Genomic DNA, 20299 nt, shown 5'->3' on the forward strand with positions numbered 1-20299 from the left:
GCATTACAATGGCAATTAATTCAGATTTTGATCATAAACTCATTAGTATTTTTGGTGATATTAGTATTGATAAAGCAGCGGTGCGAGACTTAAAAATTCGTGATGCACGCACTATTACCAGTTTTGTAGAGGAATGGCTGGTTTCACGTTATCAGCAACCGGGTAAAAGTAATGCGCAAGTGTATGCAGATATTACCGATTTCATGAGTAAGCACTTGCCGACAAAAAATGAAAAACAAACAATTAAACATCGCCTGAATCAAGGGGAGTCAATTGTATTACTTGATCGCTTTACGGTTAGTGTGGATATTAAAAAGAAGCAAAGTTTTATCAAGATACCATGTCTGGATGAGAATAATGCTGTTGTAGATAATGGCGTTCTGGATGCAAATCCTGGTTTGCTCAGTGGTGGTCAATGGGGCGCGGGACGCTTATATGTCAGGCCGGAAGGGAATGCTCATATTATTGAATTAGTGGAGTTTAAGCCAATGCAGTCAGGCCAGGTGCGGCTGGACAATATTATTGAAGCGCGTCAGCAATTTAGCACACAGGAATGGATACATGTACTGTTGCGTACTATGGGTTATGAGCCCAGCGCCTACTCTGAAGCCGAGCAATGCCGAATAATTTTGCGTCTATTGCCTTTGGTGCAGAAAAATTTGAATATGATGGAGCTGGCACCCAAAGGCACGGGGAAGTCGTTTATTTATGACAATCTCAGTCGTCATGTATGGCTAACGACTGGCAAACTAAGTCGTGCTCAATTATTTAAAAATTTGAATACTAAAGAAGAAGGTTTGTTGGCACGCTTTGATGTACTTGTTTTGGATGAGGGACAGTCGCTTGAATTTACTGGTAGTGGGGATATTCATGCTAACTTCAAAAATTATCTGGAATCTGGACACTATTCTATAGGTCAGGATAAAGTTACCAGTGAATGTGGCTTGATGTTATTAGCAAATATTGATTTATCTTCAAATAAGCAACCTCGCCGCCCAGATTACATTCGCCACCTGCCGGAAATGTTTCATGATGATGCGCTGATGGATAGGTTTCATGGCATTATCCCTGGTTGGGAAATTCCTCGTTTTAGGACTGAACATGCTGCGCAAGGGCCAGGCATCAAAGCCGATGTATTTGGTGAATATGCAAACCAAATCCGAATTGCTGGGCATTATGAGCTTCCCTATGGGGAAGTGCCTATACTAAAAGGGGATACCCGTGACAAAAATGCAGTGGAGCGTTTAGCTAAGGCCTTATCAAAGTTACTGATGTTGAATCCTGACGATGCAGAGTATGAAAATTATGTGCTGCACCCAGCAATGGACTTGCGAAAACGGGTACGAACCCAGTTAGCGGAATTGAACCCACATGAGTTTTCAGCGGCTTTGGATGTGAGTATAAGTGCTTAAATTTCTTTTTGATGGGAAATTTATATCAACAAAAATATGAACTATACCATTTATAAAAAACTCATCCAGCAAGTGACTTCTGCAAAATATCCGGGTAAACATTTGCCTGATGCAGTTTATGTGCATAGTTCTGCGCTCACGGCTTTGCCTGTTGAACTGCAAAGTTTGTTAAGTGATACCATCCAAAATTTAGCTTTACAGTCTTTTGAATATCAGTTGGTTAAATTCTCCAAACGCGATTTCAAGCTTTCCCTGCTGGCCTACCCAGATTTTTTCACGGAAGCCTTTCCGGTGCTGCACAGCAGTTGCACCATTGATTTAATGAAAGGCCGCTATCGCCTGACTTCTTATCTGGAATCCAAAAATCCGCCGATTCTGCACCGCAAGGAAACCATGCTGTTAGCGGAACATCCCGATATTCCACGTTTTCAGGCTTTAACCCAGGCTTGTGAACAGGCGGGTTTATTTGAGAACCCGCGCAGCATCGGTTTTAAGCAGAACTGGTTGCGTTTGATTCGGCGTAAGGGTTATCAGTTAGTTGATGGGCAGTTGCAACAACTGGCGCAGCTTGTTGAAGCGGCGGAACCGATAGCGCAAGATACGGCAATTCACCGCCACAAGACGGCAATTCGCCGTTATGCCTTGTCCAAACCCATGCAAACACTGATGCAGCATGATTATTTGAATGGTCATTACAGCCTGTTTGATTATGGCTGTGGGCAGGGTGATGATATACGCGAGCTGGCGGCGCATGACTTGCAGGTATCCGGTTTTGACCCGGTGCATCAGCCGGATATATCCAAACAAGCAGCAGATATTGTTAATCTGGGTTTTGTGCTTAATGTTATCGAAGACCCACAGGAGCGCCTTGCTTGTTTGCGTGAGGCATTTAAGCTGGCGCAGCGGGTGCTGGTGGTGTCGGTGATGCTGGGCAATGCAAAGCTGCTGGCGAAGTTTCAGCGTTTTGGCGATGGCGTGTTGACGCAGCGTAATACGTTTCAGAAATATTACAGTCAGGGTGAGTTAAAAGCTTATATCGAAAGCAGCTTAGGGCTTAATGCCATTGCGGTAGCGCCCGGTATTTTTTATGTGTTTCGTGATGCTCTGGATGAGCAGGTATTTTTAAATAAGCGTTTTCAGGTGCGGCGGGAATGGCGGCAGTTGACGCAACCGACAAAACCAATCCAGCTTAAGCAGCAACAAAACCTGTTTGATAAGCATCGGCAGTTATATGAATATCTGTGGGAGGTTGCGCTGGATTTGGGGCGTTGCCCGGTCAGCAGTGAGCTGGAGCAGACGGAGCTGATACGCCAGGCATTTGGTTCCTTGCGCAAGGCATTTGACCGCGTGGTCAACTTTTACGGGGTGGATGTATTTGAGCAGGCGCAGCAGGCGCGAGCGGAGGATTTGCGGGTGTATCTGGCGCTGGAGAAATTCAGTGGGCGCAAGCCTTATACGCATTTACCGGAAAGCCTTAAGCGTGATGTTAAAGCCTGGTTTGGTGATTATAAAAATGCCCAGGCCAAGGCAACCCAGCTTTTGTTTGCGGTGGGCAATGTAGAACAGATTCAAGCCGCGTGTGAGCAGGCGCAGGAGTTAGGCTATTTACAGGCGCATAAGGCACTGACCCTGCACCGTTCGCAAGTCGGTCAATTACCGGCGATATTGCGGGTGTATATCGGCTGTGCCACGCAGTTATACGGGGATGTGGACAGCGCGGATTTAATCAAAATTCATATCTATTCCGGCAAGGTCAGTTTGATGGTGTATGATGATTTTGCCAATAAACCCCTGCCGGAATTACAGGAACGTATCAAAATCAAACTGCGTGAGCAGGCGATAGATTTTTTTGATTATGTGGGGGAGTATCAGCCGCAGCCTTTATATCTTAAGTCTTTGTATATTCCGCCGGATTTTCCTAATTATGAGAAACAACATAAGTTTGATGAAAAACTGCTAAAAACCGGCTTGTTTGATTTATCGGCTTATGGGCCGAGACGTGATGCGTTTTATGCGGCGCTGGCGCTAAATAAATATCAGGTACGGGGTTTTCAATTGGTGAAACGGCGAAAATAACATGATGTAGAAACGTAGAGAAGTCTCTACGACTTGTATTAAACTTATGCCATATTATTCGCTTTTTCAAGCATTAAGCGTTATAAAATATATAGATTTAAGTACATTGACTATTTTTAAGAGAACAATCATGAAAAAATTCAGAATTTCCCGCATGAAAAAACAGGCTGGTTTTACGCTGCTGGAAATGTTAGTGGTGTTGGTTATTATCGGTCTGTTGGCAGGATTGGTGGGGCCGCAGTTATTTGGTCAGGTGGATGAGGCGAAAGTCAAAACCACCAGAACCCAGATTAAAATGCTCAAAGGCGCGCTGGAAACCATGCGCCTGGATATTGGGCGCTTTCCCACTGCGGAAGAAGGCTTGGGGTTGTTGAGCGCGCCACCGGCAGAAGAGCGGATTAAGGCCATGTGGAAAGGCCCGTATATGGATGAGACAGTGCCTAATGATCCCTGGAATGTACCTTATCAATATGCAGTGCCGGGGGGGAATGGTCGCCCGTTTGCGCTGTATTCCATGGGCGCAGATGCTAAGCGTGGTGGCGAGGCTTATGATGCGGATTTGGGGTATTTACCCTGAAACAGCGTTTAGTATCAGTCAATCAGGGTTATACTTTGTTGGAAATCCTGATTGTATTGTTGCTTATCGGCCTGCTGAGTGCGCTGGTGATGCCGCGCTTGTCCGGTATTTATGACAGCATTCAAGCGGCTATGCAGCGTGATGAAGTTTTTTCCCAGATTAATGCTTTGGGTTATCTGGCTTTTCAGCAAAAACAGGGCTTTGTGCTGGAAAGTCTGCCTATGGTTTCTTCTACGCTACCGTTAGAATTACCCGCTGACTGGACGCTGCAAACGGAAACGCCGATTTATTATCTTGCCAACGGGGCTTGCAGTGGTGGTAGAATTTATTTGCAATACCAACAACACACCGAGCAGGAACAAAACTGGGTTGCGGATTTAAGTCCGCCATTTTGTCACCTTCAGGCGGATTAGCATGCACCAGCTAATATCTAACCGGCAAAAAGGTTTCACCTTACTGGAAGCCATTGTTGCGCTGGTGCTGATTGCCACCGTGGGCATGACTTTGCTGGCCTGGATTAACAGTCAGTTGATTACCCTGCAACGGATACAGGATAAGCAACGCGCTGATGTGGCGATTCAAAATACCCTGGATTTTATTCAGACACTAAATCCATTGCAACAACCCACAGGAAAGGCAAACCTGGGTATGTATCAGATTTCCTGGCAAAGTACACTGCTAGAACCAGCCAAAGATGGCAAGTCTCCAGCGGGTACTTTGAGTTATTTCCAGGTGGGTTTATTTGAAATGGATGTGCAAGTGGCGCAAAATGAGCAGGAAATTATCACTTATCAAGTGCGTCAGGCCGGTTATAAACAAGTGCGTTTTCCAGAGGAACCCGATAGTCCGTTTTTTTTTAGGAGGTAAATGATGAAATCCCCCGAATTTGAAAGTTTTTTTAAACAGTTTAATGATGTCTTACCACGCGACCCGCTAGGGTTGAAAGCTGATTTTGAAAAAAATCTGCGCGCTGCCATGCAAACCGCATTTAATAAAATGAATCTGGTCAGCCGTGAAGAATTTGATGTGCAGGCTGCTGTTTTATTACGCACCCGTGAAAAACTTGAAGCCCTGGAAGCCAAGGTCACGGCGCTGGAAGTCAGGCTACAGGCACAGGATGAGGAAGAACAACGCAGGCGCAGTGCATTCGGCTGATGTCTCTCGCCGTCGTTCACAGTCGGGCGCAACAAGGCATTGATGCGCTGTCTGTCACTATTGAAGTCCATCTGACCAACGGCAGCACTTTTCTCTCCATTGTTGGTTTGCCGGAAACTGCGGTTAAAGAAAGCAAGGATCGCGTGCGTAGCGCCTTGCTCAATGCCTTGTTTGAGTTCCCCAATAAACGTTTCACCATCAACCTGGCACCCGCCGATCTACCCAAGGAAGGCGGACGTTTTGACTTGCCGATTGCGCTGGGTATATTGGCGGCTTCCGGGCAGATTTCCGGGGACTTGCTTGGTCAATATGAATGTGTGGGAGAGCTGGCGCTCAGTGGCGAGTTGCGCCCGGTGCGGGGTGTTTTGCCGGTGGCGCTGGCGGCGCGGGATGCCGGACGCAAGTTGATCGTGCCCTTAGCCAATGCCGAAGAAGCGGCAATGGTGGAAGGTGCGGAAGTGTTTCCGGCGCGGCATTTATTGGATGTCTGCAATCATCTGGGGCAGCAAAACAGTTTATCCCAACAGGCGCGCAGTGAATGGGCCAGTCAAGCCCCGTATTATGCCGATCTTAAAGAGGTTTATGGGCAGCACCAGGCCAAACGTGCGTTAGAAATCGCCGCTGCCGGTGGTCATCATTTATTATTTGTCGGCCCACCGGGTACTGGCAAAACCATGTTAGCCAGCCGTCTGCCCGGCATTCTGCCCATGATGACTGAAGCGGAAAGCATTGCCTGCGCCGCCGTGCAATCCATTACCACTTCCGGTTTTAATCCTGAGCATTGGGGTGAGCGCCCATTTCGCGCACCACATCATACTGCTTCCGGGGTGGCTTTGGTGGGTGGCGGCAATCAGCCGCGTCCTGGCGAAATTTCTATGGCGCATCACGGGGTCTTGTTTTTGGATGAATTGCCGGAATTCAGTCGTCAGGTGCTGGAAGTATTGCGCGAGCCTCTGGAATCGGGGCATATCACTATTTCCCGCGCTGCACAGCAAGCCAACTTTCCGGCAGAGTTTCAATTGATCGCGGCGATGAATCCCTGCCCTTGCGGTTATTTGGGTGATGCCGGTGGGCGTTGTCATTGCACAGCAGAGCAGGTGCAGCGTTATCAAAGCCGGATTTCCGGGCCGTTGCTGGATCGCATTGATTTACATGTCACGGTGTTAAACATCCCCCGCGCGCAACGCCGGGAAAGTCATACCCAACGCGAGGACAGTCGCAGTGTGCAGGCGCGGGTCAGCGCCGCCCGCGAGCGGCAGTTATTACGGCGCAATAAACCCAATCATGCGCTGAATAATACGGAAATCGAATATGATTGCGCCTTATCCCCGGCAGATGAGCAATTACTGGACAGCGCGATTGATAAACTGGGGCTTTCTGCGCGCGCCTGGCATCGGGTTTTAAAAGTGGCGCGCACCATTGCTGATTTGGATGCTGCGCCCAAAATTCAAAGCCAGCACCTCAGTGAAGCCTTGAGTTATCGGCAACTGGATCGAAAGCGAATATGAGCTTTTCTATTATCACCACGGATTGGTTGTCCCAGCAAGGTGCATTAAAGTTCATTCGTGAGCAGGTCTTTATTGCAGAACAAGCCGTGCCGCTGGCATTGGAATGGGACGGCCTGGATGAAGCTGCCCGGCATTGGCTGGCAGTGGATAAAAAACATCAGCCCATAGGCTGTGCGCGTTTGCTCAGTACCGGGCAAATCGGGCGCATGGCAGTATTAAAACCCTGGCGTGGTCAGGGTGTGGGACGCGCCTTGTTGACTGCAATTTTAAGCGCCAGCACAGCCCAAAATGGGGTTAAGCTATTTTTACACGCACAGACAGATGCCATTGATTTTTATTTGGCTTTTGGCTTTAATGCGCGGGGTTCGGTCTTTTATGAAGCCGATATTCCCCATATCTATATGGAGTCATCAGCATAGTGTCTGCAACAGCCTCCCATGCCAATTCGTCCAATCCTTATTGGCTGTCAGAACGTTATGCCCTGGCGATGAGTGCTGGCAAAACAGGCATACTGGACTGGAGCCTGGAAACTGGTGAGTTTTATATTGATCCCACCTTAAAAGCACTGCTGGGTTATCAGGATGATGAGGTGGAAAATACCCTGGAAAGCTGGTATGCCTTAACCCACCAGGATGATCAGACACGCTTGAAACAGGTATTTGAGCAATGCCTGCAAGGCGGCTTACAAAATTTTGAAATTGATCGGCGCATGTTGCGCAAAGATCATTCAATTTGTTGGTTTATTGCCAGGGGTCGGGTATTACGGGATGAGCAAGGGCGTTTATTACGTCTGATTGGTACGGATACCGATATTTCCATGCGTAAACAGATTGGCCTGGATTTACAACAACGTGATCACTTGTTACAGGGTTTGTCTCGCGCCACGCAGCAATTACTCACCACGCCGGATTACGAAGCCGCCATTTATCAGGCGCTAAAAAAGCTGGGGGAAGCTGCCAGCGTTGATCGGGTTTATGTGCTGGAAAATCGTGTCAATCTCCAGGGCGAGCAGGAAATGTGGCAACAATACCACTGGTTAAGTCCGAAGATCCCCCCCACGCCATTACAGCGCCAAAATGGACAGAAATTCTCTTATGATCGGCAGTTACCAAGCTGGTATCAGCAATTGGAAACGGGGCAGGCGATTGCCGCCAGTATTAAAAACCTGTCAACAACTGAACAAGCCGTTTTAACGCCGCTGGGCATTGCTTCCATTCTGGTGATGCCGATTCATTTTCAAGGCAGTTTCTGGGGCTGCATCGCATTTGATGACTGTCGCCAGCAGCGCGATTGGTCGCCGCATGAAATGACCATGTTGCAGGTGGCCGGGGACAGTATTCGCGCCACCATTGCCCGCCAGCAATCAGAATATGCTTTGCGGGAAAGTGAAATTAAATTTCGCAGTATTATTGAAAACAGCCGTGATGCGATTTTAATTGTGGATCAGCAAGGCTGTATTTTGTTTGCCAATCCTGCTGCTGAAACCTTGTTTCAGCGTTCCAGTGAGCAATTGACAGGGCAGCCGTTTGCCCTGGATATGCCATTGCAGGAAGGCAGCCAGGAAATGGAAATTTCTGATCAAGCGGGTAATATTCATATTATCGAACGCCAGATTGCCCGTAGCCGCTGGGAAGATCAAGATGTCTTTATTGCGTCTTTGCATGAGATTACCACCCGTAAACAAGCGGAACAAGCCTTACTGCATGCCAAAGAAAGTGCGGAATCGGCTAACCGGGTTAAAAGTGAGTTTCTGGCAACCATGAGCCATGAAATTCGCACCCCCATGAATGGGGTGATTGGCATGACGGAGTTATTATTACAGACTTCCCTCACGCCATTGCAACGCCAATATATTGATACCCTGCGCAGTTCCGGTAAAGGCTTGCTTTCCGTCATTAACGACATTCTTGATTTCTCTAAAATAGAAGCGGGCAAACTGGAGCTTGATCATATTGATTATGAGTTGCCTGCTTTAATTGAAGATATTGTTATGATGTTTGCCAGCCAGGCTCAGCAAAAAGGTCTGGAACTGCTTTATCAACTCCCATTAAGCCTGCCCACGCAAACCTTTAACGGTGATCCCGGACGCCTGCGCCAGATTCTGGTGAATTTGCTGGGCAATGCAATTAAATTTACCCATCATGGTGCGGTATTTCTGCAAGTGGAGTGTAGCCATGCATCCACGCAGGCTTTACTGGAATTTAAGGTCAGTGACACTGGCATCGGCATTAAAGCCGAAGATCAGATACGTTTATTTACGCCATTCACTCAGGCAGACAGCTCTACCACCCGGTATTATGGCGGTACCGGGCTGGGTTTGGTGATTGCACGTAAACTGGTGGCATTAATGGCGGGTGAAATTGGCGTACACAGCCAACCACAGCAGGGTTCAACCTTCTGGTTTAAAGTGCCGCTGCAACTGGGCACTACGCTGTCTAATATGCGCGTTGCTGAAAAACGCCCGGAACTGTCGGGGCTGCGCGTGCTTATTGTGGATGATCATCCCGATAGTCAGAATCTGCTGAGCAGACAGTTACAACATTGGGGAATGTTGACACAAGTGGCTGGTTATGGTGAGGAAGCCTTATCCCTCATGAATGAACTGCGTACCATTGATGGTGTCGTGCCATTGGATTTAATTATTATTGATCAGGACATGCCGGATATGAATGGCATCATGCTGGCCACCCGTATTCGTCAGCAAGCCTCCTTAAAAAGTCTGCCTTTATTATTTCTGATGCCCATACATCATCTGGAACGTATTGAGATTGATTATCAACTACTGCCTTTTATTCATAAACCGGTCAATAGCATTACATTACAGCAGGGTGTTTTACAGGCACTGGGGTATGAATCGATAGAATCTGCGGACAATGAAGAACTCAACCAGCATAATCATTTACGAACCGAGCATATCGATCCCCATTGGCAATGCCCATACCGCCTCTTGTTGGTGGAAGACAATTTAATTAATCAGCAAGTTATCTTAAAAATGCTGAATAACCTGAGCTGCACTGTGGACGTGGCGAATAATGGTAAACACGCATTGGAAATGCTGAAAAAACATCATTATGCTTTAATTTTTATGGATTGCCATATGCCGGGTATGGATGGTTTTGAAACCACCGCCGTGATCCGTGAGCAGGAAGATAAGCTTAGTGAACAACAAGCAATGCCCATTATTGCCTTGACTGCTAATGCCATGCCAGGTGATAGAGATCGTTGCTTGCAGGCAGGCATGAGTGATTATCTCAGTAAGCCTGTCAGCAGTCATGATCTCTATCAAATGCTCAGACGTTGGTTAGAAGCAGTAACAGAAACCACGCCAAAAACCCCGGCAAGTCATAAACCAGATGACAGTAAGGCAACAAGGGATACAACAAAGGCCACTACAAAATTACTGGTGATTAGTCAAACCATGATTCAACGTCTGCGCAAGGAACAAAAAGACGGCAACATTAACTGGCTGATTGATTTATACTTGCAAGAACTACCACATTATTTACAGGAAATTGAGCAGGCACTGAACCTACAGGATGCTGACGCACTTTATCTGTCGGCACACAAATGCAAAGGCAGTACCAGCAGTTTTGGCGGGCAGGAACTCTGCGGCATCTGCCTGCAACTGGAACAGGCTGCCAGGAAAATGGAATTGGATGCGGCGCAAGACTATATCAAGGCCCTTAAACCTGCTGCTGCGCGTATCAAAACTGCGTTGGAGTCGTTGAAATATGCTTAATTTGTGTTCACAAGATGATGTCCAAAAACTCTTGGTTGTTGATGATGACCTGGTTGTACGCAGCATGTTGCAACGTTTACTGGAAGAACAGAATTATCAGGTGGTGACGGCGGAAAATGGTGAACAGGCCGTCTTGGAAGTCGCCAAACATCTGCCTGACCTAGTCTTAATGGATGCCGCCATGCCGGTTATGGATGGGTTTCAGGCTTGCCAGTTCCTGCGCGAACACCCGGAAAGCGCAGAAATTCCCGTCATAATGCTGACCTCACTAAATGATGAAGAATCAGTGGATAAAGCCTTTGACAGCGGTGCCGTCGAATACATTACCAAACCAATCAACTGGGCGGTGCTGCGTAACCGTATCTCATTACTGATTAATACAAAACGTGCGCTGAGTGCACTTAGTAATAGCGAAGCGCGGTTTCGCTGCCTCTATGAACAAGCCACCATTGGCATTGCCATCACCAGCACCCAGGGACAAATTCAGGATGCCAATCCCACATTGCAAAATCTGCTGGATCAAGATGATGAGCAACTATGCGAGCGTTTTATTAACGAATTGTTTTTACCTGCCGACAGCCCGATTGAGGCAGAATTTCAAAAACAACTTTATAATGGCGAGCGCAATGATTACCAGATGGACAAGTATTTTTTCCGCAAAGACGGGCAGCGCGGCTGGGCGCGGCTGACGACTTCTCTGGTATTTGATGATGAGGGAGATCCGGTTTCCAGTATTTATTTAATTGAAGATATTACCCGGCAGACTCAGAACCGCACCCGCCAGCGTATTGCTGCCAAAGTTTTTGAAACTACCACAGAACCGGTTATGATCACTGATGCCAATGGCGTGATTATGGATGTCAATCAAGCGTTTACCCAGTTAACCGGTTATCATTACGAAGAACTGCTGGATCAACATCCCACCCTGTTTGACTCTGGTCGCCAGGATGAGATGTTTTTCAGCCAGATGTGGAATACGCTGAGAGATACCGGCGGCTGGCAAGGGCAAATCAGCAATCGCTATAAAGATGGTGGTATTTACCAGCAAATGCTGAGTATCAGCGGCGTGCGTGATGAACAAAATGAAATCAGCGCGTATGTTGCGTTTTATTCTGACTGTCGAGCAGAAACCCAGGCCAGTCCACGCGCTGAAACCCCGAAAACGGATCACAGCCTGGATATGCTCACCGGTTTGCCAGGACGTCAGCGTTTTCAGGGACAACTCACCCGCGCCTGTCGCAATGGCAGTAGTCTGGCCCTGTTTATTATCGACTTTGACAACTTTCGCGCCATTAATAAAAATTTTGGTTATGAAATGGGCGATCAATGCCTGCAAGAACTCGCTAAACGCCTGCGCCTGTGCGCGCCTGATGAACACATGCTGGCGCGCCTGGAAGAAGACAGTTTTGCCCTGCTGTTATACCCGCTGGAACAGCGTTATGATATTAACCTGATGGCGGAAAGAATTATTGCCAACCTGATTCCCGTCATGCAAATCGGGATTCACGACATTCAGATCGACTGTAATATCGGTATTGGTTTTCACCCCGGCGGCCTCAAGGAGAAAACCAGCGAGTGTATGGAAGCACTGCAACAACACGCTGATCTGGCAATGCATTTATCTCGCCAGTCGGGCAAAAATACCTATCAGATTTTTTCCGAAATTGAGTTCTAAAACAAATACAACTTATGATATTCCATGGAAGGATGCCCACAATGTTATGTAAAATAAGTTATAGTCTCATTTTTAGCCTTGTACTGGTGTTTTATAACACAACAGTCAACGCATTCAGCGTAGATAAGGGACAGCTTTATAATGCTCAAAACCAGCCTATCGTATTACAAGGCGTAAACTGGTTTGGTTTTGAAACCCAGGATCATGTGGTGCATGGGCTGTGGGCGCGTAACTGGCAGGACATGATAGGGCAAATCAAAACCGCAGGATTTAACGCCGTGCGTCTGCCATTCTGCCCTGGCACCCTGCAAGGTGTTACCCCCGGTGCGATTGATGCGCAGCAAAACCCGGATTTACAAGGCCTGGATTCACTGCAACTACTCGATAAGGTCATTGCAGAATTAGATAAGCAAGGGCTGTATATTTTACTGGATCACCATCGCCCGGACTGCAAGGCAATTTCCAACTTATGGTACACCGACAGCTACAGCGAAGCCCAGTGGCTTGAAGACTTGTCTTTTGTGGCACAGCGTTATGCGGGTATTTCCCATGTTATCGGCATTGACTTAAAAAATGAGCCACATGGTGAAGCCACCTGGGGTACTGGCAATGTGGCTACGGATTGGAACACTGCCGCAGAAAAAGCGGCTGCCGCTGTTTTAGCCGTTAATCCCCATTTATTGATATTTGTTGAAGGTGTGGAAAACAACCCACAGTGCAGCGGCGCGATCAACCACTGGTGGGGCGGCAACCTGGAGCCACAAGCCTGCCACCCGCTGGCAATTCCTGCCGATAAGCTGGTGTTTTCGCCTCATGTTTACGGGCCGGACGTGTATGCGCAGGATTATTTCCAGGCCGCTGATTTTCCCGAAAATTTACCCGCAATTTGGGATGCCCATTTTGGTTATCTGGCAGCGCAAGGGCAAGCAGTGGTTCCGGGTGAATTTGGTGGTCACTACGCCCCTGGCAGTGCCGATCAACAATGGCAGGATGCCTTTGTCAGCTATTTGCTCAACAAGAACATGCGCAGCTTTTTTTACTGGTCATGGAATCCTAACAGCGGCGATACCGGCGGCATTCTCAATGATGATTGGCAGACGCTGCGGGAAGACAAACTGACCCTGCTACGGCGTTTAATGACAACAGATAATAGCAATACAAGCGAGCCTGTTACTGAACCCGTCACCGATCCCGCACCGGAAACCGATCCCCAGACACCGCCCGTTACCACGCCTGATTTTGACAGCCTGATACAAAACGGAACCTGTGCAGCCCGTTACCAGATTCGCAGCCAATGGCAGCAGGGCATGGTAGTGCAGGTTGAAATTTATAATACTGGCACGCAGGCGCTCAGCCCCTGGCAGTTGAACTGGCAGTTCCCCGCAGACCTGCGTATCGACAATTACTGGAATATCGCCTTGCAAAACCAAAACAGCCTGAGTGCCATCCCCCTGGCCTGGAATAACATGATTCCTGCTGGTGGCAAAATTGAATTTGGTTTGCAACTGGGTTTTGCGCAGGCACCCACCCACTTATTTCTGCAACCCGACTTAAGCTGTGGACAACAGCAAAGCACGCCTGAAATACCCCCGCTAACCGATAGCCGTTATACCCAGGGACATGCAGACGGTATCGCTTACTGCCAGCAAAATCCTGCGGCCTGTGGTTTGAGCCAGTGCCAGGACGATAGCGCACGTTATCACCCGGACAGCGGAGCCTTATATTTGCCACAGGTGCAACTGACGGGTCATGCCGAGCAGGGTTGGGAAGTGCATATGCAGCAACACAATGGCCTGTTTGAACTACGTGCCATATTACCCGTTGAGTAATAAGAGTCTATACGATGCTATTTAATTGGTTTGACAAAGCGCCACTGTTGGAAGAAGCTTCTACACAGTGGTTATTACAAAGTTTTTCCTGGTGCAGAGATCACTTCGATGCAGATTTTTTTTACCAGCAAACCCCCTTGGTGATTCCCAGTAATCAGTTTTTCCCTGGACGTGCCGATAGTGTTCACGGTATGGCAGAATTGATTTTTGAGCGGGTTAAAACCTATGCGGGCATGGCGCACTGGCCTTTTGAACTGCTGGAGCCAGGGCAGTGCGCTCTGGATGCACCGCTTCAGATACAGATTGAAGACCCTTTGCGTGGCACAGACCTGCCACCAGCGGCGGCAGATTTGCCCCGCCTTCCCGTGCAATACGATCCCCGGCAAATCAACAACCCGGAAGCGATGATCGCCACCTATGCTCACGCCCTGGCTTATTATCTCAGCGGCACCGCCACTCAGCCCCCGCCCGGTGACCCCGAACACCACCCTCATGCCACTGAAGTGCTGGCTATTTTTATGGGTTTTGGCCTGATGTTCGCCAACAGCGCCTTTACCTTTCGCGGTGGCTGTGGCAGTTGTCAAACCGTAGGTCGTGCCGCATATCTATCGGAGTTTGAAGCCACCTATGCGCTGGCAATTTTTTGTGTATTAAAAGAAATCCCGCCACGGCAGGTAACACCCTATTTGAAAAAACACTTGCGTGGTTTTTTCAAACGCGCAATGCGGGAAGTTTCTGTGGAAAATATTAAGAAAGGTTAAAACCTTCGCCTTTCAGGCGAACAGATTTATTTCTAATGTTTAACGGTAAAACTTAAAATATGGGTTTTAGCGCTAACACCCCAAAGGGGTATTTTAATATAGCCTGGGGCAGCGCCCCAGGTAGGTTGTTTTGTTGAATTAGAGCCCTGAAAGGGCTCTGGTATCATCACATTACACACCCAGGGCGTTGCCCTGGGCTGGTATGTTATACCCCTTTGGGGCTGGCTGAATATTTTCTTAAGTTAATGGTAGTGGGGCAGCGCCCCAGGGTAGAGAATGACACGGATACAATTCCAGGGGTGTTACCCCTGGCTATATTAATGCGCCCCGTTGGGGCTAAACAACAGGGTTTGTCCGCCCTGTATCTTGGCTTTCAGCCGCCAAACGCTCTAATCCACTCGTCTTTTAGCGGGTGGTTGTTTAGTTCCATCTCGCCCAGTGAATTTTTCACTGGGAATTTACCCAGATATTTCATAAATATGCTCATCGTTAATATGTTAAATCCAGCACCATGACAACATCTATTAAAAAAAATGATTTTATTCAAAGCATCGCTGATGGTTTTCAGTTTATTTCCTATTACCATCCCATAGATTACATTCAAAGTCTGCACCAGGCCTGGCAAAAGGAGAAATCACCGGCAGCCAAAGATGCCATGGCACAGATTTTAATCAACTCCAGAATGTGCGCCCAGGGCCATCGCCCAATTTGCCAGGATACCGGTATTGCCGTGGTGTTTCTGGACATTGGTATGGATGTTTCCTGGGATACGGATTTAAGCATTCAGGAGATGGTGGATGAAGGTGTGCGCCGTGCTTATAACCACCCGGATAACCGCCTGCGCGCTTCAGTGTTAGATGATCCTGCGGGGCGACGACAAAATACCCGCGATAATACTCCGGCAGTGGTGCATATCAATCTGGTGCCGGGCAATACGCTGGAAGTGCGTCTGGCAGCCAAAGGCGGTGGCTCGGAAAACAAGGCTCGGTTTGCCATGCTCAATCCCGGTGCATCTATTGTTGACTGGGTGTTGGACACAGTGCCGGGGATGGGCGCGGGTTGGTGTCCGCCGGGTATGCTGGGCATCGGTATTGGCGGCACGGCGGAAAAAGCCATGTTACTGGCAAAGCAAGCCTTGCTGGAACCCATTGATATTCAACTCTTGCGGGAAAAAGGTGCAGACAATCATCTGCAAGCTTTGCGCCTGGAACTCTATGAAAAAGTCAATGCACTGGGTATCGGCGCACAAGGCCTGGGTGGCTTGACCACGGTGCTGGATGTAAAAATTCTGGATTACCCAACACATGCAGCTTCCTTGCCTGTTGCCATGATCCCCAACTGCGCCGCCACCCGGCATATACATTTCAGCCTGGATGGTAGTGGCCCGGTGGCGTTACAAGCACCTGCACTGGAAGATTGGCCGGATATTACTTACACACCACAAGCACAGGTACGCCGCGTAAATCTGGAGAATCTGGATAAGGCCGACATTCAAAGCTGGAAAGCCGGAGAGCAGATATTATTATCCGGGAAAATCCTGACCGGACGTGATGCCGCGCATCAACGTATTCAACAAATGCTGGCGCAAGGCCAAAGCTTACCCGTTGATTTTCAGGGACGTTTTATTTATTACGTAGGGCCAGTTGATCCGATTGCCGGTGAAGTAGTTGGCCCGGCAGGCCCGACCACTGCCACCCGCATGGACCCTTATACCGACATGATGCTGACAGAAACCGGCTTGCTGGGCATGATAGGCAAGGCAGAGCGAGGGCAGGCCACCATAGACAGCATCGCCAAACATGGCTCTGTGTACTTAATGGCTGTCGGCGGCGCGGCTTATCTGGTGTCTAAAGCGATTTGTAAAGCGCAAGTTTTAGCTTTTGAAGATTTGGGTATGGAAGCGATTTATGAATTTGAAATCAAAGATATGCCCGTGACCGTTGCCGTGGATGCAAAAGGCCGCGCCGTACATCAAACCGGGCCGTTGGAATGGCGGATTCCGGTTTCTGATATTTAACCTGAGGTTCGACGTAAGCTTCTTTCAGCCGTGATACGGCTGAAAACCGCTTCCGTCTTACGTCAGCTTATTTGTTTTTTTTAGCACTTTCCTTGCTTTCTTTTTCTTTCGTTTCCTCTGTCGCTTTTTGAGGCATCATTTTTTCGCGGATTAGTTTCTCAATACCAGCAGCAGTTTCCGGGTTTTCTTTCATATACAAGCGTACATTTTCCTTACCCTGACCAATACGATCACCATTGTAACTGTACCAGGCTCCCGCCTTGTTAATCAGTCCCTGTTTAACGCCCATATCGATAATTTCACTTTCGCGGGAAATGCCTTCGCCATAGATAATGTCGAAAATCACTTCCTTAAAGGGCGGCGCGATTTTGTTTTTTAACACCTTCACCCGGGTTTCATTACCGACCACTTCATCACCGCGTTTAATCGCACCGATACGGCGTATATCCAGGCGCACTGAGGCATAAAATTTCAGCGCGTTACCACCGGTGGTGGTTTCCGGGTTGCCGAACATAACACCGATTTTCATACGAATCTGGTTAATAAAAACAACCAAAGTATTAGAGCGTTTGATATTGGCGGTTAATTTACGCAGTGCCTGAGACATTAAACGCGCCTGCAAACCCACATGGGTGTCGCCCATTTCCCCTTCAATTTCTGCTTTAGGCGTTAGCGCGGCAACGGAATCAATGACGACAACATCAACAGCACTGGAGCGTACCAGCATATCGGCAATTTCCAGCGCCTGTTCGCCAGTATCCGGCTGGGAAACCAGTAGTTCATCAACATCGACACCAAGATTTTCCGCATAAGCGGGGTCTAAAGCATGTTCGGCATCAATAAAAGCCGCCGTGCCACCTTGTTTTTGAATTTCCGCTACCACATGCAAGGTCAAGGTGGTTTTACCGGAAGATTCCGGGCCGTAGATTTCAACCACGCGCCCCCGAGGCAGACCGCCGATGCCCAGCGCAATATCCAGACCCAGTGAGCCGGTTGAAACGCTTTCGATATTAGTCACCGCACGATCATCACCCAAACGCATGACTGCGCCTTTGCCAAATTGTTTTTCGATTTGCAGCAAGGTGGTGCCCAGGGCTTTTTTACGATTCTCATCCATTTTTTTCAGCCTCTTGATAGTATTAGCCTCTTGATAGTATTCCTGTATAAATATACATGTATATTAACACAGTAACATTGGAATCGCTTTAATAATTCCTGGCTGAAAAATAAGCAGATAAAATTCTCGCTCCTAAGGCAATACTTTAATTATGCAGCGTAATCACAATGCTGATACCAATAACCTGAACTGGCAGTCCTTGATAAGTGGCGTTATAACTGAAAACTCCGAAGAACTTTTTTGCTTTTAATAAAATCAATGGCTTACAGGCTTTTCCAGAGTTTTCAGTTACTCAATAACCGGTGCACCAATATTGGTGGCGCTTTTCAGACGTTGCAGTAAAGTCTGCCAGTTTACTCGATGATTAAAACCAATCACATCAATACGTGGCAGGCCGCCGCCTTTGACGATGTAATAACCCTGTTTGGCAGGTTCCACGCCACTCATCTGGCAGGTGTTATTTTTTAGCACACAGCCCCAGCCGATACGAGCATAAGAAAATGCGGAAAATACTCGTAATATACTGCGGGATAAGGCATCAGTGACGCTGGCACCGCCGAGGCTGGAGAGGTTGTTCAATGCCTTCTGGCTGATTTTATGCGGACTGCGATCCTTTTCAGGGGTACCAAACCAGGCGTCAAAAGCGACAGGTTGCCAGTTGTACAAATGCAGTTTGCGAATATAACCATCCAGTCGCCCGGAAATCTCGCCAAATTCAAAAAAGCGTGTAAGCAATTCTAAATCCAGTTGCTTAAAATCAACCTTGCCCCGCAATTGTGGGGTTTCGCCGAAAGGATTTTGCAGGCTTAAATTGTGAATAATGACATCACCATCAAACACTTTCAGTAATAACGCGCCTTCAATACGCAATTGCTGTTTCTGGTAGTGAATTGCAGGAATCACTGCCGCCAATTCACCACCCAATTCAGGAAATCCCAGTGTATGTGATAAGGCAGACATGGAAATGGGTTTGAAATTAGCGGAAAGTTTTGCGCTATAGTTTGCTGGTTTTCCTCCCAGACCACTGATTTCCAGTGTATTTAGCGTCACAGAGCCATCTAATAAGCGACTTTTCCAGGGTTGTAATAAACGCAATTTGTCGCCAAGTATTTCCAGTTTGCAATAAGCCGCAGGCAAGCTTAATGTTCCCAGTTGCAGCCCTGACCAGCTTATCTGACTGGGTTTTATGGGTGCATTATTAGGTGGTTTTTCTGATAACCAGTGCAAGCTGCCATTGATGCTCCGAATGCTTGTTGTAGCAGTGCTGAGACTGACCCGAGACAGCGTCAGCGTTGCGCTGCTGGCCTTATCCCAATCCAGGCGAGCACTGATTAAACCGCGCAGACGTAAATTGGATTGTGCTGTCTCCAGCCATGCTTGCAGATAGTATTTTTGTAAATTTTTCAGTGAACTGGGAAATAATTCCAGATGCAGTTTTTTAAATGCGCTGGCTTTGCCTGGAAAATAAAAACCACGCGCCTGCCATTCCAGAATGTCTTTATGTAGATAATGCAATTTCCGAACATGCAGACGGGATTTGCGTGCAGACCAATCCAGTTCTGTTTGTATGACTATCGGTGCTTTTTGAACTTCGATAAAGGCAGGTTCGGCATAAACTGCACCGCTGTATAATTTCAGCCGCGTGGAAATTGCCCAGTCTTGTTTAACTTGGCGTAGATTCAGTGCCAACTCAAATTTCAGGTTTTCTGTGGCGATAGTGCCCTGCGCATTATTCAGCGTCAGACCTTTTTGTTTGCCACGACTGCTGATTGTGCCGGAAATTTTTTCTAATGTGGTTTTACCCTGTAAATCCAGTTCTGCATTGAGTGGCAATGTCAGCTCAAATCCTGCGGGTAGTTTTGGCAGCCATTTTTGCCAGAGGCGCAACCACCAGCCGGATAAACGCTGATGGGAGAAATTTTTAAGCTGGATATTCAGTTTCCAGCGTTTTCCCGGCCCTTGCCAGTTGACATGAAGATTAACCCGCCCACCACCGAGTTTAATACCGGTTAACCAGAGTTTTAGTGCGGCGCTGGGTTTATGGTACTCAAAGCGCAACAGGCTGTTACGGTATACGGGCAATTGCGCCAGGGTTAAGCGGCCTTTAACGCAGGTCAGTTTATTTGCCGTATCAATGAGCTGCGCACAATGCAGTTCCAATTGTTTTAACGTGGTGCTGCCCGTGCCTTGCAGTAGTGCTTGCAAGGCAGGTATTTTCAACTTAGCCGCTTTGAGTTTTACCGATAAGCTGTTATCTGCGCGCAACTCAAGCTGAAATTGAGGCTGGGTGATTTCCATGCCCACAGCTTGCAGGCTGTTCATTTGTAAATTTAAGCTATCCAATGCCCAGGCAGCAGGTACTAATACAAAGAACAGCCCGTTACAAATCAGCCATTGTGTAAATTGACAGGTTATTTTTTTCAAAATATGTTA

15 protein-coding genes are annotated in these 20299 nt (G+C 47.8%); 13 read left to right on the top strand and 2 right to left on the bottom strand.

Annotated elements, in window-relative coordinates; translation table 11 throughout:
* The first annotated feature begins 8 nt into the window (after positions 1-8).
* The 13 genes from brxL (at position 9) to QUF61_RS04825 (ending at position 16749) form a co-directional block, all read left to right on the top strand.
* Positions 9-1412 (top strand): BREX system Lon protease-like protein BrxL, encoded by a 1404-nt coding sequence (gene brxL / locus QUF61_RS04765; protein ID WP_103920589.1) that lies wholly within the window; start codon positions 9-11, stop codon positions 1410-1412.
* A 36-nt stretch (positions 1413-1448) separates the two neighbouring features.
* Entirely contained in the window at positions 1449-3488 is a 2040-nt protein-coding gene (locus QUF61_RS04770; protein ID WP_289680755.1) for a DNA phosphorothioation-associated putative methyltransferase, read from the top strand.
* Between the two features lie 130 nt (positions 3489-3618).
* On the top strand, positions 3619-4065 hold the full coding sequence (gene gspG / locus QUF61_RS04775; RefSeq protein ID WP_286019018.1) for a type II secretion system major pseudopilin GspG: 447 nt from the start codon (positions 3619-3621) through the stop codon (positions 4063-4065).
* Positions 4062-4478 carry a prepilin-type N-terminal cleavage/methylation domain-containing protein gene (locus QUF61_RS04780; protein WP_103918869.1) on the top strand — a complete coding sequence of 139 codons (417 nt, stop codon included), beginning with the start codon at positions 4062-4064 and terminating at the stop codon, positions 4476-4478. The genes gspG and QUF61_RS04780 overlap by 4 nt, the downstream gene beginning before the upstream one ends.
* 1 nt (position 4479) lies before the next feature.
* Entirely contained in the window at positions 4480-4932 is a 453-nt protein-coding gene (locus tag QUF61_RS04785) for a type II secretion system protein (RefSeq protein WP_289680756.1), read from the top strand.
* Positions 4933-5220, top strand: a complete 288-nt coding sequence (locus tag QUF61_RS04790; protein ID WP_103918871.1) for an accessory factor UbiK family protein — start codon at positions 4933-4935, stop codon at positions 5218-5220.
* Positions 5220-6728: a YifB family Mg chelatase-like AAA ATPase gene (locus QUF61_RS04795; RefSeq protein ID WP_103918872.1), complete on the top strand. Its 1509-nt coding sequence runs from the start codon at positions 5220-5222 to the stop codon at positions 6726-6728. The genes QUF61_RS04790 and QUF61_RS04795 overlap by 1 nt, the downstream gene beginning before the upstream one ends.
* Entirely contained in the window at positions 6725-7147 is a 423-nt protein-coding gene (locus QUF61_RS04800) for a GNAT family N-acetyltransferase (protein WP_289680759.1), read from the top strand. Before QUF61_RS04795 ends, QUF61_RS04800 begins: the two co-directional genes overlap by 4 nt.
* Positions 7147-10467 carry a response regulator gene (locus tag QUF61_RS04805; protein WP_289680761.1) on the top strand — a complete coding sequence of 1107 codons (3321 nt, stop codon included), beginning with the start codon at positions 7147-7149 and terminating at the stop codon, positions 10465-10467. The genes QUF61_RS04800 and QUF61_RS04805 overlap by 1 nt, the downstream gene beginning before the upstream one ends.
* On the top strand, positions 10460-12142 hold the full coding sequence (locus QUF61_RS04810; RefSeq protein WP_103918875.1) for a PAS domain S-box protein: 1683 nt from the start codon (positions 10460-10462) through the stop codon (positions 12140-12142). Before QUF61_RS04805 ends, QUF61_RS04810 begins: the two co-directional genes overlap by 8 nt.
* Positions 12143-12183: 41 nt before the next feature.
* Positions 12184-13971, top strand: a complete 1788-nt coding sequence (locus tag QUF61_RS04815) for a cellulase family glycosylhydrolase (protein WP_177428194.1) — start codon at positions 12184-12186, stop codon at positions 13969-13971.
* A gap of 14 nt (positions 13972-13985) precedes the next feature.
* Complete coding sequence (locus QUF61_RS04820; protein WP_289680762.1) at positions 13986-14732, top strand: hypothetical protein; 747 nt, start codon at positions 13986-13988, stop codon at positions 14730-14732.
* A 511-nt stretch (positions 14733-15243) separates the two neighbouring features.
* Entirely contained in the window at positions 15244-16749 is a 1506-nt protein-coding gene (locus QUF61_RS04825; RefSeq protein WP_289680764.1) for a fumarate hydratase, read from the top strand.
* 67 nt (positions 16750-16816) lie between these two features.
* Here QUF61_RS04825 and recA read toward each other — a convergent pair whose 3' ends face one another.
* Positions 16817-17866 (bottom strand): recombinase RecA, encoded by a 1050-nt coding sequence (recA, locus tag QUF61_RS04830; protein ID WP_289680766.1) that lies wholly within the window; start codon positions 17864-17866, stop codon positions 16817-16819.
* A 288-nt stretch (positions 17867-18154) separates the two neighbouring features.
* Positions 18155-20290 carry a hypothetical protein gene (locus tag QUF61_RS04835; RefSeq protein ID WP_289680767.1) on the bottom strand — a complete coding sequence of 712 codons (2136 nt, stop codon included), beginning with the start codon at positions 20288-20290 and terminating at the stop codon, positions 18155-18157.
* Positions 20291-20299: the final 9 nt, after the last annotated feature.

Source organism: Candidatus Venteria ishoeyi (assembly GCF_030378065.1).
Lineage (GTDB): Bacteria > Pseudomonadota > Gammaproteobacteria > Beggiatoales > Beggiatoaceae > Venteria > Venteria ishoeyi.